This is a genomic window from Legionella norrlandica (assembly GCF_000770585.1).
Taxonomy (GTDB): Bacteria; Pseudomonadota; Gammaproteobacteria; order Legionellales; family Legionellaceae; genus Legionella; species Legionella norrlandica.
This window is the reverse complement of sequence record NZ_JNCF01000040.1, coordinates 1-24,233: the sequence shown is the minus strand read 5'-3', so window position 1 is coordinate 24,233 and position 24,233 is coordinate 1. Positions and strand designations below refer to the sequence as shown.

Genomic DNA, 24,233 nt, shown 5'->3' with positions numbered 1-24,233 from the left:
GGCACTGGCATATTTGATAAAGTTAGCAGCAATTTGTGCTTGACTCACCGCTTTTAATCCACCAGGAGTAGTATCTGAACTTTGAGCCTGTGAAAGTGTTGCAGAAGTATCCAAGACCAAAGGAGCAATTAAGGAATTGCTGTTCAGATCGCTAACCAGCAATTGATTATAACCAAATTTATAAAGCTGGTCTGCCGGGGGTAGGGTGCCTACAGCATTTTGCATTACCATATTGTCAGACTTTAAATTACAATTTGATAAGTAGGATTTTTCGTCATTGGCCATGCAGTATGTGTAGCTTGGTGTTCCCAGAATATTGTATACTGCTTGACTGACCGGATCTTTCAAAAATTTTTCTGCCGCTTGTGGTTGTAGAGTGGTAAAAATTCCACTACCACCTGTGGTTTGAGTAGCTGTAATGGATTGATCTATTGAACTATTGGCGGTGACTTTTCCAGATTGACCCGATGATCCAGAATCATAATTTTGGATTTTGAAAGTGTTGTTAGCTGTACTATTAATCACTCTATTCCCTTCTACGCCACTGGTAACAAAATTCATTAATCCTTGGGACATGGCATTAACAGGAATAGCCCCCAAAACAGTATAATAAGCATAGTTTTGAATGAGTTGGGCTGCATTTTTATTAAGTAATTCGGACCAAGGCGGGCTAGGAGTTTTCTTAGAATCAGTGATGTCATAGCCTAAGTATTTCCCTAAATTAGTCAGATAAGTGACTAAATTGGAAGTGTTGGTGCTTGTCTGTTGCGTATACTGGTACTGATCGTAAGTCTGAGCTGAAACCGATAAAGCAGTAAAACAAAACACATTGGCAAAAGCCAGTTTAGATAATACTTTCATTATTCATCCCCTTCGAGTGCCCTTAAAACAAGTTTAAGGCGGTATTGGCTAAAAACTCGTGATAACAATCGTAGTCTTTCAAATACAATATTTCGTTTTAAGAAAAAACCTGCAGGATCGGTACTGCTTACACTGGTTTCTTCAGCATGGATTAGAACCCGAGAGGCGCTGCCAGGATGAACCGTATCTATAGCTTGTAGCAAGCGCAAACCTCTTCCTGATTTAATATTGCCCACAATACGAATGAATTTGTCTTCTTCTGCTAGCAACCCCAAATCGATTTTTTCTATATCATCAAGTTCCTGCCCCAATTGTTTCATGGCCTCTTCTAACTCAGGGTTTCCATCAAGAGTCCAGGTTTCCACACTTTCCATAAAGGTAATAACCCTATAAATCATAGGATCAATATATTCAAACCAATATTTTGCAGAGGCTTCATGACTTAGATCAGGCATTATTTACTCTTTTTTTACTGAGATACGTTGATAGAAGAAACAACTACATACTACTATAGTATATTATGATATATAAAAGTCCATTACTTAAAATTACGAAAAAGTAAAAAATATGAAAAAGAAGCCGGGTTCAAGGATAGTAAGAGTTTTTACAAGGATTATTAATGTTCGTAAATGGTCTGATTGGGACAGAATGAAGTCGCTTACCATGTATTTGGTAAATGGCGTAAAGCGGTTATTCTTGCCTCAAACACCAACCCAAGTCGAGTCATTTGATGAAGCTGTCAAGAAATTAAAATTAAATGATGCTGATCTGATTATAAAACAGAATGCTTTATTCAGGCTTAGCATTATTATGGTGATTGCTGCTTTCGGATTATTTGTTTATATGGGATATCAACTGTTTTATGGCACATTTAAAGCAGCAATAATAAGTCTAATTATTGTGTTGATCGCTTTGGTACTAGCCTTCCGTTATCATTTCTGGTATTTCCAAATTAAGCATCGTAAATTGGGATGTACTATTAAGGAATGGTACAGGCAAGGGTTATTGGGTGAGAAAGAATGAATAAATTAGCTATTACTGTCCTCCTTTGTTTGTTTCCAGCTCTTGCTCTGGCTGATAATGGGGCCCTAAGTTTCGCTCCTCCGGCGAGTGATTTGTCAGTCGTATTTTTAGGGAATTTGTTTGGTGTGGTGGATGGTGTCCTACATGGCACTGGCAGCCAAATAATGGGCAATATGTTTGGGGTTTTTAACTCGGCAGTTTTGGCCTGGGTGGAATTATTATCATGTACACCTTTTGGTTTCCACCATGAATACAGCCCATGAAGGACAAATGCTTGGGCAAAAATGGTCTTCTATTTGGATCCCAATTCGCTCCACTTTCGGGTTAGCTTTGTTAATGCCTAAAGCATCTGGTTATTGTATGATGCAAGTGTTTTTTATGTGGGTTATTGTGCAAGGTGTGGGTGCTGCTGATAAAGTATGGGAAGCAGCACTAAGCTATTTGAATCGAGGCGGTGTTATAATTCAGGCTCAAGCTGATCCAACTAAAAGTTATAATGAAGCCTCTTCCTCTGGTGTAGCAAACGGTGCTATGGGAATATTAGCTGGCCAGGTTTGTATGTTGGGCTTACAAAAACAGCTAGAAGCCCAAAAACAAATTTATTTAGAAGCCAAACAAAATAAAAGTCCTCCTTGTGGCGGTAATCCTTCCCCTGAAATGGATAAATTTTGTAATGCCTCTATTCCTGATTTCCTAAGCACAGTGAATTTTGTCAAGGCGCAAAATGATGGGGGTATAACTGGTCCTTATAGTATTGACATGCCAAATTTTGATAAAGCTTCCACATTTCGATTTTTAAATGGTATTTGCGGAAAAATCTCATGGAATAGTATTGCTGACTTACAACCTAATAAGGTAACTACTGGAGGCGTTGGGGCTAATGCGACTATCGGTGGCAGTGCTTCTACTATAACTGTTACTTCCTCTCAGCTGGAAACGGCTCGATTGTCGCGGGCAATTGCTTTGCAGCAAATGTATGTTACATTGTCTTCTGTTGCCCAAATAATGGTTAACAACGATCCTGCCTTTTCACCCACAACCACTCCATCAGGAACCAAGAATAATGATTTTTCACCAATTGCAAAACAACAGTTTGGTATTCCTTATACAAAAGCTGGAGAACCTTGTACTAATTATAATCAAACCTGTGTCACGTGGGGACCAGCCACTTCTCAATCATCGGTATATTCTGCAGGTGTATTGTTTAATGGTACAGAGTTTTTAGGGGCTATTAATGACTACAATGGCGTCATGATGCCAACTCTAAATCTTATCAGACAAGCTAATAAGGATGTGAATGCTGGTAAAGCGCGTGAATTTATTGCGGAAGCTAATGCCAAAGGATGGATTATGGCTGGCTCCTACTTTTTTGATTTGGTTAAATTAAATGGTAGTGCCATAGAAACTGCTGATCAATTTGATACTGATACTGGAATAAAGGTTGATTTTGATGCCTCCAAGTTAACGGAATCCTTTGGCAGTGCGTGTCAAAATCCTTATCCATTGTTATGTACCTGGTTTCAAAATAACAATAATAAGCTTAGTCAAGTACAGTCATTAATTACCGGATCACCTGTTTTTGGGGATAAAGGAGTCGAACAGCCAAATGTAGCGCCCAATGCTCAGCGCCCTGCGACAAATGACCAAAATTCTTCGACAGTATATGGGTTTATCAATAACTCTCTAATGGTTCAATTGCCAGGCCAGCCAGGAATAAAACCTCTGGAATTTGCTAATCTTATTAATTTTAAAGTGGATACAGCCCTGTATTATTTAAAGAAGCAGGATTTTGATTGTGGCCGGGTTAAAATTATGTTTTTCTCGTTTTGTCTTGGCCGGATGATGGGGGATGTCGTTTATAATTATATCATTAGATATGTGTATAATTTCCTGCTTGCCATCTTTGGGGAAATGATTAATCAGATCGTGATGGCATTTTTAATGATTCCTTTGCAAGGCATGAAAGATATTTTCATAATAGGAGTCCAAACTATTTCACAACCTGGAGTTAATCCTATTGTAGCATTAGCTAATATGGGAACCATGTATATTAACTTTTCAGGTACTCTATGGTTAACCTTGTTGAACCTAGCCGTTGTCAGTTCATTAATATTGGGCTTTGGTATATTTATCTTTGCTTTAATCATGATGGCGATGCCTTTATTGATGGCCTGGATAGGTACTATGGTTTCTGTGGGGTTTATTACCGCCTACTACATTCCCATGCTGCCTTATATGATTTTTACTTTCGGATCAATCGCATGGTTAATGGCTGTAATCGAGGCTATGGTTGCGGCTCCAATTGTGGCTTTGGGTATTACCCATCCAGAAGGTCATGAGGCTTTTGGTAAGGGTGAAGCGGCTATTATGATTTTAATCAATGTCTTTTTAAGACCTTCAATGATGATAATAGGGTATATCACCGCAATAGCTTTGTCTTATGTTGGAGTCTGGGTACTCAATGCAGGGTTTGATCATGCGGTAAGTTATATCCAGCATGATCAAGGGATAGAAACATGGGAAAAAAGTACATACGCCAGCGATCCCAAAAATAAGGAATTTTGTGCAATGTATCCTGCGGAATGCCAAATGAGACAGGCAGCCGGGACTGTAAAGAATTGGGCAGGTTTACAAATGGATACTTCGCAATGGGGTAATTTTAAAGATAAACTGACAGGGGATTATCAATCAACAGCGCTACAAGGCGGATACACAGGTTGGGCTGGCGTTTATGCCTTCTTCTTCTCGATACTGATTTACACTACTATGTATTTGATTATTGTGCAAAAGGCGTTTACATTGATTGCCTATTTGCCTGATAAGGTGTTGAGATGGATAGGTGGCGCTCCAGAGAGTTTGGGCTCTGAAACTGCTCAATGGGGTGAAGAAGCGAAAGGTAAAGTGGGTGAGGCTGGCAAGGCTACTTATGAAGCTCAAACTCAGATAGATAGTAAGCTAGGCGCTAAGGGGCAACAAATACTTAGCAAACTTAGTCCCCAAGCTAAACAGATTGCCGAGAGTGAAGGCCAAGTTCAAGCGAAGCCACAGCAGGGAGGAGGTGACCAAGGAGGAAGTCAAGGCAGTAGCCAAACTGGGCCTGATAGCCAGCCCGGTGGTTCTGGAGAGCCAGGTGGTGCTCCATCCGGCGGAAGTACGCCACCCCCTGAATAATGCGTATATTTTAAAAAAGGACTCGATTGGGTCCTTTTTTATTAGAAACGATTTAATGAATCAATAGAGGCGAGAATTAATATGTTAAAAATTGAGGAAATTGAATACCAGGATGGTGACACCGCCTGCAAAGGGTTTATGGCCTATGATGATAGTCTTTTAAAACCACTTTCTTGTGTCATGGTGGCTCCTGATTGGGGAGGGCGTGGAGAAGGAGCATGCAATAAAGCAATACAGCTTGCTGGTCTGGGGTATGTTGGCTTTGCTATCGATATGTATGGAAATGCGCAGTTAGGTCTGGATAAGGCTGAAAAAAGAGCCTTAATGACCCCTTTTATACAAAATCGAGAAAAATTAGCGGTACGTATTAATGCGGCATTTCATAAAGTGACTCAATTGCCCCAAGTGGATAATACGAAAATTGCTATTATTGGATATTGTTTTGGGGGCTTGTGTGCATTAGACTTGCTTCGTTCTGGTGCGGATATCAAAGGAGCAGTCAGCTTTCATGGCTTATTGACTGCACCTGAGAAAACAACTAATAAAACATTAAATGCCAAGGTATTGATATTACATGGCTATAAAGATCCATTGGTACCAATAGAGCAAGTGAAGCAATTTGCTATTGAAATGACAGAGCGAAAAGTAGATTGGCAGATTCATGTTTATGGTCAGGCGGCCCATTCGTTTACTGACCCCAATGCTAATGATGACGAGATGGGTTTGTATTATAATGAGCTCGCTGATCATCGTTCTTGGAAAAGTACACAGTTATTTTTAGAAGAACTATTTGAATAAAAATAACTGATTACACTGCATTACCGAAATGCCCTATTGGGTCTACGCTCAATAAAACTTTCAGCATTTAAATGGCGTCGCTTCTCTGGGGAACTGATCCTGCTATGCGTTCAATGGTAGTAATAGGCCCCCTAATAAACTTCAAAGAAGTTTATTAGGGGGCCTATTACTGAGGGGCCTTGAGCTGGATCATACCAACATTTACCGATGGGTACAGTATTATGCCCCTGAACTTAAATAGCCTTGAATGGCATAAGAACCGCTAGACCAGTTAGCATTTAGATGAGATGTGCATCAAAATTCAAGGAGAAAGGTCTTCATCCAGTCCGTTTCTATTTCCGACAGAGCCGTTGTTGATAATCATCGATTACTTCTGGTTTAAGATGTAAAGAATCATTGCTCAAAATTGATTCATATTGATCGTAATTTGAATGAATTATTGCTATCGTTTCAATAGCTCCGGTTTCAATATTCACTTCTTCATTATTTGCGATCGGGTTCAGCTTATCAAAACTATCTTGTTTTAAAATATCAAGCACCGCAAAGGTTTCAGGAGTAGGTTTGGAATAGCTTGTAAATACTTTTAAATCCCCATCACTTGCTTTGTATAATGCTTTAATCACCTTCATCATCTCATTATTCGTTGGTTTATAATGGCCACTATGATTGCTCATTTTAAATAACCTACCATTTTCAAACTCCAAGGTTCCAACACCAAATACTTTTTTTCCATTAGCCAAGTATGAATGATGTAATGTCTTACTACACAATAATTGAGGTGGTAGTTCTGCGGTTAAACAAAAATTATACATACCTTCTGGGATATCGCCGTTGGGGAAACTAAATGAATAATCCTCTATATCCACACAGCATTCTCTCTGCTTCTCAGAAGTGAGATATTTGTTTTTTTGTGGTTCACAATGCTCAAAAAAACGCATACTTTTGCGTTCAATTTTAAAATCGGATTTTAATGAGATTAGAGTATCCATCTCATAACCATGAAAAGTAACGGAGGGGTATTTGTTTATTTTTCTTTTTTTTATTTCTTCTTTAAGATATTCACTGCTTTTTTTTCTTTTTCCCATTATCCTACACCCATTCAAAAGTTTAATTTATGAACAATTATACCATGAGATAGATTAAAATATACTTAAGAACACTTAAGAACTGGCGTTTGGACATCAGGTTTAATTATTTCATAAAGGTATATCAGATTCAGATGTTATTTATCCTTATCTTTACCAATGCCTAGCCATGGTTGGTCATAGCGATAGTCTTTTCGAGCTTGTTCCAGCGTAGAGCCTGAATTAATAGCTGCTTTGATACGATCTTCAGTTAATTTTATTGTTTGAACTTTACTCCATACTTCAAGAATAGAATATTTAGGAATTACTAAGACGCCATTATCATCAGCAAAGATAATATCATCAGGATTTATTGTAACCCCATTAATGGATAAAGGGCATTGCTCATTAGCTTTGTAAACGCGATTCTTCCCAGATCTCATATAAACGCCTGTACAAAAAATGGGGTAATTAGTCGCTTGAATTGACTCTATGTCTCTTACTGCTCCATGTACTACGGTGCCTTCAATATGATTTCTCATAGCGGTTTGCGTTAATATATCTCCCCAAACAGTACAATCATTTTGGCCATTGCTATCAATTAGTATTACTGAATGTTCTGGTACTTTATCAATATAATTCGCCGCATTCTGGAAGACAGCTTCTTTTTTTTCTCTGGGTAAATATTGAATTGTATAGGCAGGCCCAGCAATTTTCATTCCTCGTGTTAAAGGTTTTATATTTAATAAAGCCCCTTCAATACCGCAAGCATCTAGCGCATCAGAAATTTCCGCAGAATTAAAGTTTTTTAATTGCTGAATGACTTCTGTCGTGGTGAACTGTTCATTTAATGCTTCTTTAGGAGGGTAATCAGGTTTGATCGTTAATAAAGAAGAATCGCTGCATTGAGCTGGTTGTGAACAACATTCAATAATGGCATTAGCCATATCTAAGGTAGATGATTGACCTCCTAAATCATAAGTAATAAAACGCTTTTCTTTAATGACTTGCATAACGGCATTAATAATTTTTTTTGCTTGAGCAGAGTAACCAAAATGATTCAATAACATGCTGATGGTTAAAAACATGGCGGATGGGTTAGCGCAATTCTTTTTTATTCCTGGCCCGCTTCCATGTACTGGTTCAAAATAGCTCCCCTTAAGACCAATGTTTGCACTGGGCGCAAAGCCTAGACCACCCATAATTCCAGCCCCGACATCTGATAAAATATCACCAAACATGTTTTCAGCCACTATGACGCCAAATTTTTCTGGACTCCGTATTAACCACAAAGCAACGGCATCAACATTGAGTATTTCAGCATGGATTTGCGGATATTTTTTTGCTGTGGTTTCAAAAATTTTTCTGGCGAATTCCCCACTTTCTCTAAGAACATTAGGTTTGTCAGCAAGAGTCACTTTATTCAAGCCAGTCTGAGCTGCATGTTGAAAAGCAAAATTGAATAAGCGCTTTAAACCTGATTTTGATTGTAGTCTTAATGCACAGCTTATTTCATGAGCAGGAATAGCTTGCCAATGTGGGTTTTCTTTTAATAAAGCCTGTATTGTTTCTGGCAAAGGAAAATAATCAAAACCAGAATACAATCCTTCGGTATTTTCTCTGATAATACAAAGATTAAATGGTTTTGTTTCCTCTTTGAGGGAAAAACATGGCCTTATATTGGCGTAAAGATCTAGACCTTGTCTTAATTGGATTATAGGTGAAACATAATAGAGATTTTTCTTTCTAAGCGTACTACTTAATTCCTTCTTGGCTTCTCGTTGGGGCTTACTTGTAATTGCTCCCAATAAAACGGTATCTGATGAACTGATTAGTTGCCATGTTCTGGTTGGGATGGCTGTTCCTTCCTTTTTCCAATACTCCCAGCCAATATCACCGTATTTCAAGATCACAGGAATGCTAAGGGCTTCGAAGATTGGGATTGCAGCCTGGATCACTTCAATCCCGATCCCATCTCCAGGTAACACGGCAATCTTTATAGGCTCAACAGGTGGCATATTTCAGTGCCTCTAATATGATTTTTTTACAATAGGATGGGTTGCTTTCTAGGACTCGCATACTGGCGTTGGGAACTATAATGACTTCACCACATGATGGTTTTATAACATTATTGATATTGACCAGATTAGATTTTTCCCCAATGAGATGAAGATGATTAATACAACAATTCCTTAGAATTGAGGTAGCGTTAGTTTCCAGTACTTTAGATAAACCAAAAACAAGTCTGTCTATCGCGCGCTCTCTATTTAAATGTTCTTGTGGATAGTGAAATATGGCATCAGGAGAATAAACAGACCGGTATAGGAAAAATAATGCTTCTTCCAATTTGTTTTCAGAGCAGAGAGTAATTACTGTTTCCAGTTTTTCTTTTAAGGAATCATCTGCAAAAGTTGGGGTTGAAAAAAGGATAATGGTTTTATCCAGATTACTGAATAAAGAAAAACATTGTTGGAGGATCATGCCTCCGAAAGAAAAGCCGATAAATGCTTTATAATTATCGATGATTTGCTTTAATTGATCTTTCCAGATTTCATAATATTCTTCAGTGGTGCACTCTTGCATATAAGCAAGGGAGTCGAGGCAATCGATAGAATAATACGGCTCAAGAAAATGTAAAGTTCGGCTTAATGAACTTAAATCAGAAGGTTGCGGTGAAATGGGTCCAATGACTAATAATTTTTTTCTTGGCATTTACTTTTATATCTCAATTTGATTGAAAAATTTGCAAGTCAGCGGTTGAAAGATCAGAAATTCCTCTTATAAATTCACTCATTTCAATAGGCTCATGACCTATTTTCAAGGCATCTCTTACATAGTTAGCCGCTGTTAATATGTCTTCTAAATTGTACTTTTTTATTTTGTTGGCATGTAAATAGGCTATGAAAAATTCAGTTTTTAAGTTACCGGTCCCTTTCCCCATGCCAGCGAGAGAGGCATCAATAAAGTGAACTCCTGAGTTTATTGCTGCCAAGGCATTAGCTTGGGCTAAACCAAGGTTATCATGGGCATGAAATCCAAAAGGAATTTTATATTTATAAGTGTATTTTTTATATAACTTATTTATCTTGTCAGGAAATAAACTTCCATTAGAATCGGCAAAATAGATCATATTAGGCTCGTATTGGCTAATTTCTTCAATCAGTGTATCCAATTCTTTCTCTGAGTAATAAGAGACATGGATTATGTTGACTGATGTTTCCAAATTCAGATTCTTGGCGAGCTTAAGGATAGGGACAGCGTTTACCAAATCGTCCCTTGCAAGGCAGATTCTTATTAATTGCACACCACAGGCCTTTAATTCTTCAAGGTCCTCCTCTACTATATTCTTCGGATGAACCATTACTGCAATTTTTGCTTTTTTTATCAGGGAATTACAATAAAGTAGGTAATCTTTTTGACAAACTCCTGCTCTCCCAATATTCTCAATGGGATGGAGAGAACCATTACGGTAACCAATTTCGATGTATTCAATACCTGAGTTATCAAGAGGAACTAGTATTTTTTTTAGATCATCATCCTTGAAATAAAAATTAGTTCTATGCCCACCATCTCTTAATGAGGCATCCAAAATCGATATAGGGTTCATCTAATATACCTCTGATTTTATTAATTTAACCTCATTATTATTAAGTATAAACCTTAAGAGAATACTTGCAAAACAAGACTCATCTAAACTTTTCTAAATATTTTCAAAATAGGTTAGTATGAATTTCAATATACATCGAAGCAATTACCAGGCCATTAAAAGAATTAACCCCATAATTGTGATCAGAATAATACTGCGAACATAAAAGGCTGTAGGTTGATTGTTATAGATAGAATATAAATAAGCCAGGGGATGGCGGATTATCAAACTGCGCATAATTTTTTTTGTCACTCTTTGAGGTTTTCCTGTCATTGGAAACTCGTGAATTCTGATGCTGGGTTTGTGATTCACTTCAAGTATTACACCATTGGATTGCTCTATGGGGATATTGATTATGTCCGGACACTCTACATCTATGCCGGCTAATGGCAAGTTAAGTACTTTGGATACGCGAAACAATAATTTACGATTTTTTTTGCACATTTTTTTATTTAAGGTGGTATATGTACCGCCTCTTGTCGCATTGCTTGTATAGCACAAAACAATTTTCTCTCCCAATGCGGGAATGTAATTCTCAGTTATCCCGAGTTCTTGAAGTTTGATTCGGCTTTCATCATCAATGATGATTTCCCCCAGGGCTTCGTTGATTCTTTTTCGGTGTAAATTCTCTAATGTAATTAATTCCTTAATTGTGTGCACTCTGTCACCAGTTATAGCCGCAGGATAGCGTTGAACTATGCCCAGGATACGATTATTAAAAACCAAAACCCGGTAAGAGTTTAATTTGCTATGAAACTCTTCAATTAATAAGGTGGGGTAGGATGAGAAATATTTTTCCAAGTATGTTTCTAGTTCGCTCAACGTTCTGATGTTACAGAGAACGCCTATTCCTAAAGAGCCATCAATTGGTTTAATCACTAATGGGAAGTGCAATGGTGCAACTTTTGCTTTATGTAAGTTTTGTTGAAATTCATTAAAATTTAAAGAAATGGCTTTGGGAACAGGTATCCCTTCTTTTTCTAATAATTTGGAGGTGCAATATTTATTTAAAGCAATATTAGCGCTGCAACTATTATTAAATGGGGTTTCATTCTTACTAAAATGATAGTAATTCTTGCCCAATTTTAGCTCAAAACCATCTAATTCATCGACTGGTTTTACTGGTAGGAATAGCTCTTTTGCGCTATTAAAATATTGCTGTGCATTTCTCTCTATGGCAATTTCTCCTTAGACCAGCTTGGTTCTAGAGTACACAAATATTGTATCATAACTGAAAAAATCGCTATATATTCAACTTAAAATACTTGGGTTAAAAAGCGCAGACTAATGGCTCTAGTTAATTAATATAAATAGTCCTCCCAAATTTAATTCCCCCACACAAAGGAGAATGATCGTTAATTAAATTGTTATTGGGGAGGAGCTTGATCTTCGTTTTTTTATCCTTCCTTCGATAGAAACATGGAAAGGCTGAGGTAAGTTTTTGATATATTCAACCACAGTGTCATGATCATTTTTACCGATACTAGTGATTTTTCCTCTTTTCATAATCACCGAAAATATTCCATTTCCATTCATAAGAAAATCTGAAGTTGCTATGGTATAGGTCTGCTCTCTAACTAAAGGCTTATTTTGGTAAGTAATTTCTATTATTTTATGTCCCAAAGGTGCATTGGAGTCATAAGTGTAGCTTAAGCCAGAAACTTGTAATATGTTTACAAAAGATCCCATCCATTGTTGCTCTAATAAGTCATAAATATCGTTTCCATTCAAACTAATGGCCACTATCCTGTTGGAAAAGGGCAAAATGGAATAAATGTTCCCCCAGTTGATCTCTCCCGATTTTAAATCATCTCGGATGCCATTAAGGTTAGTGATACCAATATCAGTATGCATTACTGATTTAAAGGCATCAGCAACCAAGTTTCCCAGATTAGATTCCCCATCTTCATTTTGCTTTCTTAATAAATCAAATTGTAATGTTCCTACAGGGGTATTTATTATTGGCTCAACTTTATTTTCAGCTAATTTAACTATTTCTAGAGCTTTTGCATCTGGATTTGTTCCAGGCCAACGATCAGCATAAGTTGTAATGATCTTAGCTGATTTGTTTTCTACTTTATGGCTTTTGACATTAAGTTGGAGATTTACTTCGGCAAAGGCCGTGCTATAACTATTGGCTTGAGTGACCAAGATGTTGTGTCCGGTACGATTAGGGAGATAAGTATTCAGAAATTGATGTGTATGTCCACCCATGACTACATCGACTTCGTCGCTGAGATTATATACAACGTCCTTAATATGACCTTCAATTGTGTTGCTATTGATTCTTGTATCCCCTTCATACGATTCTTGATTTCCACCTTCATGAATTAGAACGATAATGATGTCGACTCCTTTTGCTTTAATTTCTGGAATATAGTGGTTAATACTTTCAGCCTCATCCAAAAATTTAATGCCTTCTGCATTCGCAGGAAACATAGAGTCAGCAGCATTTTTTAGAATAGCTCCTATAAAAGCGACAGGAATATTATGAATTAATTTTATTGTATAGGGTGGAAAAATCGGTTGTTCAGATTTGATATCTACGATGTTCGCAGAAATATAAGGATAAGAGGAGCCAGGATAATAAAGTAAAGGTATCCATGAGTCTGAGGGGGGATTATTGGTGCCATAAATTAAATCAAACATTGCTTTTTGCCCTTTATCAAACTCGTGATTTCCTATGGTCGCCACTATATTACAAAGTGGAGCCATTCTGTTTTCAGGTGTGCATTGATTGTTAGCTAAGCTGTTAATAAACAGAATGGTGGGTTCATCATTAAGGAGCCCTGAGGATGGGGGAGAAGCGCCAACTAAATCACCCATGATAGTGATGATGGTCTGGTCTTCCATTCCAGACTGTGCTTCTCTAAGGTAGGCTGCGAGAACTGCAGCACCTCCGGCAGGCTCATTGTTTACCATTCTACCGGTGCTAATTTGGCCATGAAAATCATTAATACCTAAAATTTTTAGAGCAATGGTGGGGGAAGGTGGAGAAGGTTGTTCGGTGGAGGCGAAATTTGGAGGGGAATTTACAAGGCTAATTGATAAAATAAATAATTTGAAATAATAATACAGATTTTTCCATTGCAGCATATTGAATTACATCCTTTATTTTTAATGAAAACCTCACGTATAGACGCTTTCTTCGTCATGGGGAAACAAGGTGGATTCGAATATTCCTCTTAATTATCTTTGTTGCTGATATTCTTTTGCGCCTGCGATGATTAACTTATAAACTCTTTCGCTAATGATGCCCTGTTCAAATTTCATTTTTGCATCCCAAGTCATTAATTGACCTTTTTCTCTAACCAATTTACGAGTGGCTGATGTGACTTCGTTGGGATCTCCCTCTAAAAGGATGTCTCTCACTTCTTCATCGAAAACCAAATATTCTCTTAGAGCGACGCGTCTTTCATCCACAGTAGGAACTAGTTTTTGCCAAATACAAAGTCTAATGGTTTCAAGAATATCGATGGTTCTTCCTAGGCGTTCTTCACCTGTAAAAGAGGTGACCAGACGTCGCATGGTTTCAGCGACACCAGAAGTATGCAGAGTGGTATAAACTGGGTGTCCAGTTAGAGCCGCCTCCAGAGCAGCACTTATGGTTTCTGCATCGCGACATTCACCCACCATAATCAATCTGGGTTTTCTTCTTAAAGCATTCCTAACCCCATCAGCAAAATTGGGTAAGTGACGTGGAATTTCTGATTGACTTACTACTGCAGAAATCGTTTCGATCTCATCATAAACAAATTCTATTGGTGACTCATAGGTTAGTACCTTACGGTTTGAATCAGAAGTCTCAATCAATTCACGAATGATGGATGCCAAGAGAGTTGATTTACCAGATCCAGTTGCTCCAGTAATAAATACGATCCCTTCCTGAGGAGCTATAGCCTCGAGAATATTATCAGGAAGATTCATAGTACTCAGTTTTGGTGGTGTGGTTGGGATAGTTCTTAATGTAATTTGTATAGCATCGTGACCTTCCACTAGGCAGGCGGTCGCATTAACCCTATAACGATAGCGTACACCACGATTAGGGCGAAATTCATAATGAGTATCTATATCTTTTCCAGACAGCAATTGGGTTGTAGCATTTGGACCGTAAATGGAATTAATCAGATCGCCTAACTCGGTATTTGATAGGCGCCTGTTAGTGATTTTAAGTAGTCTACCATAAACTTCTGCAAAAATAGGTTCTCCAGTTTGGATGGTAATGTCGGAGGCATTCAGACTTTCTGCATGCTCAAGCATTCTATCCATAAATAATGGAGTAAAACGAGGTGGTTCATCGGGCATCAGATTAATATTATCCATAAGCGCTTATCAATTTACCGGTGCTATAATAGGTTGCCAAGATTTGTTCGTTATAACAATTTTAGCCTGATTTGCCAGTTTTTCCATATTTTTGAAGCGCTCTAGTGCATTTTCATCCTTAGCCACGGCAGCTATCCATTCACTGCTGTTTACATTAAGTTCAGGTAAAGCAGTAATCCGCAAGACTCTGTCGTCGATATGGATTTCCGAGCCATCGCCAGTAACGCCCAGATCTGTATGAGAAACATAAGGTGGTGATACCATGTTCATGGCGAGAAGTTTTCTATAAAGAATCATGCCACCGAAATCTTCTTTAATACGCGCAATATTTTCTTCTAAAATAATATTGGCTTGGTCTACCCCATTTTTCCAGCCTCGTTCTGTATAAATGCACCAGATTTCTTTTTCAGCCTTTGTTTTCGGGAGTAAGGTAACATTGGGCGCCTCTGGTTTTACATAATCCATCCATAAATATTGTCGCCAGGTGGGGGGAGTTGTAACGAAATGCGCTTGTTTTGCAACTTTATAAGTGCGATCTGAAATTCGGATGCTTTGAGCATCTGCAAGATTTAGAGTGTTTCTTCCTTCCAATAATACAGGGGGTAAAATATTATGTTCCAAAACCAGAGAATTAAAATCGTAAATGGCGTCAAGATTTCTTGCTTGCCTGTTTAATTGTTCATCAATTATTTTTGCTCTCCAAGCTAATCCAGCTTGAGCTCCGAGACTTAGTGCTGTTTCCTTAAGGGCCATCTCGCGGATTTTACCCATTTTTTGTTTCTTTTTGGCACGTGTGTATTTTGAATCAGCCATCGCTTGAAGTCCCTCTAATGAGCCTGTGTCCCCATAGTTATTCCGGGAGGAGCAAGCCACCAAAAGGATTGATAGCAAAATAATTAAATTAAGAGTAAATTTTCGCATAGCGCAATTCTACAACCTGACTGTTTGGATATACATGAATACTGGCTTTTACACCTGCCTGATAATCAATATCTCTAAGGATTTCAGCTAAACTTTTATCCTTAGTACTTATGCTAATTAAAATAGGGATAGAAGGAGACTTTCCTAAAACACGAAACCTGAAATGTGCTGCTTTCGCAATACGTGCAGTCAATTCTTCAATAGGACCAGACCAATCTACGCTGGCTCTTGCCTGTAGATTGTAAGCATTAGGAATCGTTAAGGTATTATCTTTAGTAGGAGGTATAATTACTTTCTCAACTTTAGCCATTTCAAGCATAGAATCACTCACTGAAACGGCGGCTTCTGCTAATTTAATGGTCGCATCATCACTTGGATTGTTAATGGGCGGTTTTTTAAATGTTCCAGCGCAACCGACAAGCAGTGATGAAAAAATAAACATTAAGACAATCTTATTGTTGCTCATTCAATGTTCTTTATTATTATTTAGAATTATTAGTTTGATTGAAACAGGAGCAGAGCTTATTGTCAAGACATATACCCAAGATATTCAAAATGTTAGAATTATAGATGGTTAGAGTCGTTCAAATAATCCGTAAATAACTTGTCCCGCTTGCTTTAATTTTAGCTGTTTCCAATGCTCTGTCTTTACTTCTATAGGAGTTGAGGACTCAATGTAGATAAGCCCTCCCCTGATAAGAAGATTATTTTGTACTATATAGTCAAGACATTGAGGAACATAATTGAGAGCGTAGGGAGGATCTAAAAAAATGATATCAAATTGCTCATTGCTTTGTTTAAGATAATTCAGCGTATCTGCCTTAATAAGCTTTAAATTCGGATTATTAAATTGATGGATAATTTTCTGTAAATTGGCATGAACCTTAGGAGAATGCTCAACAAAGAAAACTTGAGATGCTCCTCGGGAAAATGCTTCAAGGCCCAAAGCACCACTGCCTGAAAAAGCATCCAGGCAGCAGGCGTTTTTGATATCATTCATTAACCAATTAAAGAGGGTTTCACGCACTCTATCTGGCGTGGGTCGTAAGCCTTTTGCTTCAGGGAAATGAATTTTTTTCCCTCTATACAATCCCCCAATAATTCGTATTTCTTGCTTCAAGATTGCCCCACCGTGACCAGTAGCAATTTTTCTGGATTAACTTGGTGCTTGAATGCTTGTTTTATTTCAGTTCCTGTTACTGCATTGATTCTAGTTACGTAGGTATCCAAGTAGTTATCTGGTAAATTATAGAAAGCCATCCTTAACAAGAGATTTGCAATATTACTGTTGCTTCCTAACGAGAGAGGGAAACTGCCAGTAAGATATTGTTTTGCTGCTGCTAATTCGTGTTGATCGGGGCCATTATTTATAAATTTTATCAATGTATTTTGGGTGATGTTGAGGGCGTTTTGAGCTTCAGCATTTCTAGTCGATAAACTAATGATAAAAGGCCCTTCGCCTAGCATAGGTACAAATTGGCTATCTATGCCATAAGTTAAACCTCTCTTTTCTCTTACTTCTGTCCCAAGTCGCGAAACCAGAGTTCCTCCACCTAATATATAATTACCGACCATCAGAGGAAAATAATTCGGGTTGTGATGATCTATTCCTATTTGGCCTAATCGAACAATAGTTTGTGAAGAAGGAAATTGGACATTAATTTTCTCTGCATTTGGCAACTGGGATGCTTTAGGAATGCTTGAGGCTGGTTGCCCCTTGGGTAAGTCTTGAGTAATTTGTTCAGCCAATTGATGGGCCTTAGGGCTGTCGATAGCCCCAACCATTACTAAGATACCATTTTTAGCAACGTAATATTTTTTATAAAAATCAATAACTTGTTTTTTATTGATCGCATTTAGAGATTCAATTGTACCGTTGACAGGATGCGCATAAGGATGTTTTTGATACAAGGTTTTGAAAAAATTCAAAACGGCAACATCATCGGGAGATTCTTCCGTTTGTTCAACTGCCATAATCTGTTGATTTTTTTCTATTTCAAAGGCATCTTGAGGAAAATCAGGATGACTAATAATTTGACTAAAAATTGTTGTCGATTGTTCCAGGGCTTCTTTCTCAGTGAGCGTTCTTAAGCTCAGTACAACCATGTCTCTGTTTGTTTCAGCATTAAATTGAGCTCCTGTATCTGCTAAGGATTCTGCGATGACTGTTGCATCCTTACCTGAATTACCTTGGTTAATCAAACCAGCTGTTAAGGTACTCAAGCCAAAGTATTCACCATCATAAGCAGAACCTGCAGCGAATGCCAAATTAATATCAAGCATTGGCACCTCCATTGCTTGATAAAATACAACACGTACCCCATTTTTTGTCTGCCATTTTTCTGTTTTAAATGAATTGGCAAATGTGCTGTGAGAAAAAATTACAAATAAAGTGATTATAAATGTTCTTAAAATATTCATGGTCTTACCTCTTCTTGCCTGGTTGGCTTTAACTCAGCAACGGTCATGTTATTTTCTTGAAAATATCGTTGAGCAACTTGCTGAATTTGTTGGGGGGTGATGTCATTAATGGCTTTTGTGTATTCGTCAGTATTTTGCCATCCAATGCCAATTGTTTCTAATAACCCCAATTCCATGGCTTGTCCAAAAATCGAGTCTTGCTCGAAAATTTTCTGTGCTATGATTTGATTTTTGATTCTTTTCAATTCTTTATCGCTAACAGGAACTTTTTTTAAGGAGTCCAGCTCAGCAATTAATGCTTTTTCTAAGTCTTTTATTTGATGATCTTGGCTAGGTGCGCCATAAACAATAAATTGACTTTGATATCTTGAATAGAGGTTATAATACACTTCAGCACCGGTTGCTACCTGATTTCCTCGCACCAGATTTTTTGCAAATCGAGCACTTTCTCCTGCATCCAGTATTCCTCCAATAATTTCCAATGCGTAGGGTTCCCACTTGTTTTTAGCGGTTTTTACACTAGGGACGGTGTAGCCAATCAAGAGCAAAGGTAATTTGGCTGGTGCCTTAATGTGTACTATTTTTTTACCTAATGCTGGGGGTTCTTGTTGAGGTTTGCGAGCGGCAATAGGATGTCTGGGGATTGAGCCGAAATATTGTACTGCTAATGCATGAACCTTTTCTGGATTGACATCGCCAACAACTACTAGCGTGGCATTATTGGGAGCATAATAATTCCGATACCATTTTTTTAAATCATTTGCGCTCATTTGTTTTAAATCATTCATCCATCCTATGACGGGATGATTATATGGTGCTGTTAAATGGGCTGTAGCCAGAAAACGCTCGAAGGCAAGAGCCTGAGGATTGTTATCAGTACGCATACGCCTTTCTTCTTGAATGACTTTAATTTCTTTGGCAAACTCATCGCTGTCCAGCAGCAAATTATTCATTCTGTCGGCTTCCAGCTCAAAACTTGTTGCCAAATGAGCAGCGTCTAATTTTTCATAATAGGCTGTATAGTCGTTATTCGTAAAAGCATTTTCCTGTCCTCCTAAAGTGGCGATTGTTTTGGAAAATACTCCTACTGGATGTTTGGGGGTGCCTTTAAACATCATATGCTCAATAGCATGGGAGACACCCGTGATTCCTACAGGTTCGTCGGCTGAACCAACGTTATACCAAATCATGGATACCGCTATAGGCGCTCGATGGTCTTCTTTAACCAGCACTTTTAATCCATTGTTCAAAGTAAACTCTTGAACTTGGCTAAAAGCCTGAAATGCGAATAGCATCATAAACGAAATGAGTAATTTGTGCACAATGTCACCTCAAAGCTAAAAAGATGATAGAATTTCATATTTTTAAGGAATTGTACACTAAAATGATTAAATGGTTTAAACGAAATCAAAATTCTAGCCAAAATTTGGATACTGAGAAGCAAAATACTCAGACCGATAAGAGCATAGATCCCATGCCAGAAAAGGCTCAGGAGCTGGCGACTAGGGAGATTGAGTCAAAAGAAAGCATTTTTGCTCGTTTCAAGCGAGGCTTAAGTAAAACACGTCATCAGTTTGGTGAAGGCATAAGTCGTTTATTATTGGGCAAAAAGGAAATCAGTCAGGATTTATTAGATGAACTTGAGACATTATTGATTAGTGCCGACTTGGGATTAGATACCACACAAGAATTATTAAAACAATTGAGCGAAAGTCTGGAAAGAAAGCAATTGGCAGATGGAGATGCAGTTTATCAAACTTTAAAAGCAAATTTGCAAAGAATGTTGAGCCAGGAAGAGAAGCCCTTATCCATAGAAACGGAAGACGGCTCTCCTTTCGTAATTTTAATGGTAGGAGTTAACGGAGCTGGTAAAACTACTACGATTGGGAAATTAGCCAAACAGTTTCAAAAACAAGGAAAAAAAGTCATGTTAGCTGCGGGTGATACCTTCCGCGCTGCTGCAGTGGAGCAATTACAGGTATGGGGTGAGAGAAATGGAATACCTGTTATTGCTCAACATACTGGTGCTGATAGCGCTTCAGTGATTTTTGATGCTCTTCAGGCTGCTAAAGCAAGAAATATAGATGTTTTAATTGCTGATACGGCAGGTCGTTTGCATACACAAAGCAATTTAATGGAAGAATTGAAAAAGGTAAAAAGAGTAGTGCAGAAATTGGATTCTCAAGCTCCTCATGAAACCATGTTAGTATTGGATGCCAGTATTGGTCAAAATGCTTTGGCCCAAGCAAGACAATTTCATGAAGCAGTACAATTAACTGGAATTACGATGACTAAACTTGATGGGACAGCCAAAGGCGGGATATTATTTGCTATAGCGAATGATTTGGGAATACCATTTCGTTATATTGGAATAGGTGAGGGTATTGAAGATTTAAGACCCTTTGATGCAGCGCAATTTGTCAGTGCGATATTCGATGATGATCATATTTGACCAGGTTAGTAAACGTTATCCAGGTGGCTTTGAAGCATTAAGCCAAGTTAATTTTTCTTTGCAAAAAGGAGAAATGGCTTTTCTTACCGGACATTCTGGTGCTGGGAAAAGTACTTTGTTAAAGCTAATTGCTCTACTTGAATGGCCTACCTCAGGTCAGCTCATTGTAAATGGTTTGAAATTGAATCATCTTAAAAAACGAGATGTTGCGGCTCACCGAAGCCAATTAGGGATTACATTTCAATCACCTCAATTACTGAATGATAGAACTGTTTTTGATAATGTAGCTTTACCCTTACAAATTCAAGGAGTCGCTTATCCTATGATTGCGAAAAGGGTGCATGCTGCGTTAGATATGGTTGGGTTATTGAGTAAAGAAAAAATGTTACCAGTTCATTTATCCGTAGGGGAACAACAGCGAGTTGGCATTGCTCGTGCTGTAGTTCATAAGCCACCGTTGTTATTGGCAGATGAACCTACAGGCAACCTGGATCCTAAACTTTCTTCTGAGATAATGAAGATTTTCGAACAATTTAATCAAGTTGGGGTCAGTATATTAATTGCAACTCATGATTTAGCCTTAATTGCACGCATGAAACATCGCATAATGATGCTGAAAGGAGGAAGGCTGTGTTAAAACGATCACAATCGCTCCTTGCTTATCATTTGCAAGCCGCTACTGACAGTTTGAATCTTTTCTGCCGTAAGCCATTGGCAACTATGATGACGGTTATTGTTATTGCTATCGCTTTGGCTTTACCCACTCTTTTTTGGGTATTTACAGACAACTTACGAGAGCTAACTAATGGGTGGCAACGTGGAGGGCATATTTCTCTTTTCTTAAAGCCTTCATTAACAGAAACCGAGCAAATGCGTTTACTTGAAAAGGTACGTAGTACAGAGGGAGTCGGCCAGGTTACCATTAAGTCAGCAGCAGACGGATTATTGGAATTGACCCAACAAGAAGGGATGCAAGATATTATGCGGTATTTGCCTGAAAATCCTCTCCCGACAGTTATTGAGGTGATTCCCGCTTTAACGGTTGATTCGCCTGCAAAGCTGGATTTGTTATCTCGAAAGTTTCAGGCTTTTCCTGAAGTAGTGGTAGCGAAGCTGGATATGGAGTGGATTAATCGATTGCACGCTATTTTAGGATTTTCTGGCAAAGTAGCCAATGCCTTAATGGCTTTATTAGCTCTGGCTGTAGTGTTTATTATTGGTAATACTTTGCGTTTAAATATTCGTAATCGACAAGAAGAAATTCAAATTTTAAAACTTATTGGGGCAACAGATCCCTATATCATTCGTCCCTTTTTGTATTCAGGTGTTTGGTATGGGACTGCGGGTGCTCTTTTGGCGATTTTTCTGGTGAACATCTTTATTTTAAGTATAGGTGTTGCAGTGAATCAATTAGCGAATGCTTATCAGATGCACTATCCTTTGGCTTGTTTATCATTGAGACAAGTATTGCTACTTGTGTTATTTGCTATTATACTCGGGTGGCTTGGAGCCTTATTGTCGGTAAAAAGACAATTAGCTTCAATAGAACCTTATACCTTATAGTTGATGTATAATTAATTATTGATTAGGTTGTGACCGGAGGAAGAAGTATGAGTCAACAATTGCAACTTGCTGCAATGAATCTACCTGTTGGTAGTCTTGATTCTTATATCCATCGAGTGAATCAGATTCCAATGCTGACATTGGAAGAGGAAATTGCTTACGCTGAGCGTTTTCATTCTGAAGGGGATATAGAAGCAGCACGGCAATTAGTTCTTGCTCATTTACGCTATGTAGTTCGTGTAGCTCGCGGTTATCTGGGGTATGGATTGCCTTTGAGTGACTTAATTCAGGAAGGAAATGTGGGCTTGATGAAGGCTGTGAAACGTTTCGATCCCAAAATGGGTGTCCGTCTTGTTTCTTTCGCTGTTCATTGGATTAAAGCAGAAATTCATGAATTTGTTTTACGCAATTGGCGCATAGTTAAAATTGCAACCACCAAGGCGCAACGTAAATTATTTTTTAATTTACGCCAAATGAAAAATCGTTTAGGCTGGTTAAGCAGTGAAGAAGTAGATGCTGTTGCTAAGGATTTAGGCGTAAGTCGTGAAGACGTATTGCTTATGGAAGAACGTTTAAACGTTATGGATTCCCCTTATGATGCTCCGGACAGTGATGATAGCGATGATGCTTATAAGGCACCGGAGCGTTATTTGTTTAATGTTAGTGATGATCCTGCTGTCTTGTTGGAGAACGAAGATTCTGGTGATCAGGGGCGCGAGAAATTGATGTTTGCTCTGGAACGGCTTGATGAGCGTAGTCAGGACATTTTGCAACAACGTTGGCTAGCCGAAGAAAAATTAACCTTACATGATTTAGCAGAAAAATATGGTGTTTCAGCTGAGAGGGTGAGGCAGCTTGAAAAAAATGCTATGAAAAAAATTCGTCAATACATGGAAGAAGATTCCTTAGTGTGATCAGTGAGAACTGTATGGGAAATTTTGTTTCTTGTTGCAAAAACTCTTTCCTGGATTATGACGTAGTCTAATCCAGGGTACCTTGTTTTAAACTATTATCTATTTAAAAAATCCAAAGCGATTTGCTCAACTCGTTCATCTATTAATACACTAACATGGTCTGCATCAGGCAAGAGAGATAGGCTGGCGTTTTTGTAGTTTTTACAAAAATAAATGGATTCTTTCGGATTAATAGTGGCATCTAATTCTCCATGGATACATAAAAAAGAAGTATCAGGTGTTTGAGAAATAAAATGGCTTAAGCGAATCCTATTGGTATCTACTGGGGCTTGTTGACGAATTAGTTGGCAAAGTTGCAAATAACCATGCCTACTTAGTTTGAAACGCCTGGCAATTTTATTAACTGGAGTTCGCATTTGTGTAGGGGAAGCGATTAAGATGGCCCTTTCTGGCTTGAAATTTAATTGCCATTCAGGGAGCTGGCCCGCCAAGTTCAATGCATTGAGCAACATAGAACCACCAAAAGAATGGCCAATAACCCCATAAAAAGGCCCAAATTGATTGATTGTTTCTTTGACGATGGCAACGGCATCAGTCCATGGAAGCTGAATGCCCTTTGCTTCGCCATGAGCAGGAAAGTCTATCGCATATACTTCATATCCTTCTTTATGAAGAAGTCTGATTAAGCGAACCATATAAGCGGCGCGGGACATCCAACCATGGGTAATTAGTATTTTTTTTGTATTTGCTTTATTGACAGGGGTAAATCGATGTAAAACATGGTGGCGTGGCTGTTCTCTGTGTATGACCTCATCCCTTCTGCCCTCTATAAATTCACATGCCATTCGAGCAAATTCTCTGTATTTCTTGTCCACAGGAAAATGAATAGGTGTAATAAACATTTGATAACAAAATTGTGCATGCAATAAATCCCTTATGTATGTTATTGAATTAGTCATCATGTCGGCATTCCTTGCAGAATTTACTTTTATTTTAGACCAAATTAAATATTATTGGGTTTTTGTCCTGGTATTTCATTTTTGTATAGGCATATTACTTCCTGACTTCGGAAAGTA

The 24,233-nt window shown here is 38.1% G+C and carries 20 protein-coding genes and 2 pseudogenes; 7 read left to right on the top strand and 15 right to left on the bottom strand.

Annotated features, from left to right (window positions below; genetic code table 11):
• Together OK13_RS09860 and icmW are read right to left on the bottom strand one after the other, a co-directional pair.
• Positions 1 to 861, bottom strand: a pseudogene (locus tag OK13_RS09860) (type IVB secretion system protein IcmX); the annotation flags it as partial.
• On the bottom strand, positions 861 to 1,316 hold the full coding sequence (gene icmW / locus OK13_RS09855) for a type IVB secretion system protein IcmW (protein ID WP_035890591.1): 456 nt from the start codon (positions 1,314 to 1,316) through the stop codon (positions 861 to 863). The pseudogene OK13_RS09860 and the gene icmW, both read right to left, overlap by 1 nt.
• Before the next feature lie 112 nt (positions 1,317 to 1,428).
• On the opposite strand from icmW, the gene icmV reads away from it, so the two are divergent.
• The 3 genes and pseudogenes from icmV to OK13_RS09840 all read left to right on the top strand — a co-directional run bounded on the left by icmV (position 1,429) and on the right by OK13_RS09840 (position 5,853).
• Entirely contained in the window at positions 1,429 to 1,884 is a 456-nt protein-coding gene (icmV, locus tag OK13_RS09850; RefSeq protein ID WP_035890590.1) for a type IVB secretion system protein IcmV, read from the top strand.
• Positions 1,881 to 5,055 (top strand): annotated as a pseudogene (gene dotA / locus OK13_RS09845) (type IVB secretion system protein DotA). Before icmV ends, dotA begins: the two are co-directional and overlap by 4 nt.
• 81 nt (positions 5,056 to 5,136) lie before the next feature.
• Positions 5,137 to 5,853, top strand: coding sequence for a dienelactone hydrolase family protein (locus tag OK13_RS09840; RefSeq protein ID WP_035890589.1), 717 nt, complete (start codon positions 5,137 to 5,139; stop codon positions 5,851 to 5,853).
• 332 nt (positions 5,854 to 6,185) lie between these two features.
• Here the strand turns inward: OK13_RS09840 and OK13_RS09835 are convergent, their stop codons facing one another.
• From OK13_RS09835 to OK13_RS09780, 12 genes are all read right to left on the bottom strand, one after another.
• Positions 6,186 to 6,938, bottom strand: coding sequence for a hypothetical protein (locus tag OK13_RS09835; protein WP_052117651.1), 753 nt, complete (start codon positions 6,936 to 6,938; stop codon positions 6,186 to 6,188).
• Between the two features lie 137 nt (positions 6,939 to 7,075).
• Entirely contained in the window at positions 7,076 to 8,935 is a 1,860-nt protein-coding gene (locus OK13_RS09830; RefSeq protein WP_035890587.1) for an isocitrate/isopropylmalate family dehydrogenase, read from the bottom strand.
• On the bottom strand, positions 8,922 to 9,629 hold the full coding sequence (locus OK13_RS09825) for a hypothetical protein (protein WP_035890586.1): 708 nt from the start codon (positions 9,627 to 9,629) through the stop codon (positions 8,922 to 8,924). The genes OK13_RS09830 and OK13_RS09825 overlap by 14 nt, the downstream gene beginning before the upstream one ends.
• A gap of 13 nt (positions 9,630 to 9,642) precedes the next feature.
• Entirely contained in the window at positions 9,643 to 10,524 is an 882-nt protein-coding gene (locus tag OK13_RS09820) for a beta/alpha barrel domain-containing protein (RefSeq protein WP_035890584.1), read from the bottom strand.
• Positions 10,525 to 10,668: 144 nt separating this feature from the next.
• The gene (locus tag OK13_RS09815) at positions 10,669 to 11,646 is read right to left on the bottom strand and encodes a UDP-N-acetylmuramyl peptide synthase (RefSeq protein ID WP_241480504.1); all 978 of its coding nucleotides are present in this window, start codon (positions 11,644 to 11,646) and stop codon (positions 10,669 to 10,671) included.
• 276 nt (positions 11,647 to 11,922) lie between these two features.
• Complete coding sequence (locus tag OK13_RS09810) at positions 11,923 to 13,659, bottom strand: bifunctional metallophosphatase/5'-nucleotidase (RefSeq protein ID WP_035890582.1); 1,737 nt, start codon at positions 13,657 to 13,659, stop codon at positions 11,923 to 11,925.
• 93 nt (positions 13,660 to 13,752) lie between these two features.
• The gene (gene dotB / locus OK13_RS09805; protein WP_035890597.1) at positions 13,753 to 14,868 is read right to left on the bottom strand and encodes a Dot/Icm type IV secretion system ATPase DotB; all 1,116 of its coding nucleotides are present in this window, start codon (positions 14,866 to 14,868) and stop codon (positions 13,753 to 13,755) included.
• Between the two features lie 27 nt (positions 14,869 to 14,895).
• Positions 14,896 to 15,807: a type IVB secretion system protein DotC gene (gene dotC / locus OK13_RS09800; RefSeq protein ID WP_035890580.1), complete on the bottom strand. Its 912-nt coding sequence runs from the start codon at positions 15,805 to 15,807 to the stop codon at positions 14,896 to 14,898.
• The gene (gene dotD / locus OK13_RS09795) at positions 15,788 to 16,273 is read right to left on the bottom strand and encodes a type IVB secretion system lipoprotein DotD (protein ID WP_035890579.1); all 486 of its coding nucleotides are present in this window, start codon (positions 16,271 to 16,273) and stop codon (positions 15,788 to 15,790) included. Before dotD ends, dotC begins: the two co-directional genes overlap by 20 nt.
• A 108-nt stretch (positions 16,274 to 16,381) precedes the next feature.
• The gene (rsmD, locus tag OK13_RS09790; protein WP_035890577.1) at positions 16,382 to 16,927 is read right to left on the bottom strand and encodes a 16S rRNA (guanine(966)-N(2))-methyltransferase RsmD; all 546 of its coding nucleotides are present in this window, start codon (positions 16,925 to 16,927) and stop codon (positions 16,382 to 16,384) included.
• Positions 16,924 to 18,228, bottom strand: coding sequence for a M16 family metallopeptidase (locus tag OK13_RS09785; protein WP_035890576.1), 1,305 nt, complete (start codon positions 18,226 to 18,228; stop codon positions 16,924 to 16,926). Before OK13_RS09785 ends, rsmD begins: the two co-directional genes overlap by 4 nt.
• Positions 18,225 to 19,550 (bottom strand): M16 family metallopeptidase, encoded by a 1,326-nt coding sequence (locus OK13_RS09780; protein ID WP_035890574.1) that lies wholly within the window; start codon positions 19,548 to 19,550, stop codon positions 18,225 to 18,227. The genes OK13_RS09785 and OK13_RS09780 overlap by 4 nt, the downstream gene beginning before the upstream one ends.
• 62 nt (positions 19,551 to 19,612) lie before the next feature.
• On the opposite strand from OK13_RS09780, the gene ftsY reads away from it, so the two are divergent.
• Genes ftsY through rpoH form a run of 4 tightly spaced genes read left to right on the top strand, consistent with a single transcriptional unit; the run spans position 19,613 to position 23,157 of the window.
• The gene (gene ftsY, locus OK13_RS09775; RefSeq protein ID WP_035890596.1) at positions 19,613 to 20,680 is read left to right on the top strand and encodes a signal recognition particle-docking protein FtsY; all 1,068 of its coding nucleotides are present in this window, start codon (positions 19,613 to 19,615) and stop codon (positions 20,678 to 20,680) included.
• Positions 20,667 to 21,317 (top strand): cell division ATP-binding protein FtsE, encoded by a 651-nt coding sequence (ftsE, locus tag OK13_RS09770; protein WP_035890595.1) that lies wholly within the window; start codon positions 20,667 to 20,669, stop codon positions 21,315 to 21,317. The genes ftsY and ftsE overlap by 14 nt, the downstream gene beginning before the upstream one ends.
• Positions 21,311 to 22,243: a permease-like cell division protein FtsX gene (ftsX, locus tag OK13_RS09765; protein ID WP_035890573.1), complete on the top strand. Its 933-nt coding sequence runs from the start codon at positions 21,311 to 21,313 to the stop codon at positions 22,241 to 22,243. The genes ftsE and ftsX overlap by 7 nt, the downstream gene beginning before the upstream one ends.
• Before the next feature lie 47 nt (positions 22,244 to 22,290).
• Positions 22,291 to 23,157 (top strand): RNA polymerase sigma factor RpoH, encoded by an 867-nt coding sequence (gene rpoH / locus OK13_RS09760; protein WP_035890571.1) that lies wholly within the window; start codon positions 22,291 to 22,293, stop codon positions 23,155 to 23,157.
• Between the two features lie 95 nt (positions 23,158 to 23,252).
• Here the strand turns inward: rpoH and OK13_RS09755 are convergent, their stop codons facing one another.
• Positions 23,253 to 24,119, bottom strand: coding sequence for an alpha/beta hydrolase (locus OK13_RS09755; RefSeq protein WP_035890569.1), 867 nt, complete (start codon positions 24,117 to 24,119; stop codon positions 23,253 to 23,255).
• Between the last annotated feature and the right edge of the window lie 114 nt (positions 24,120 to 24,233).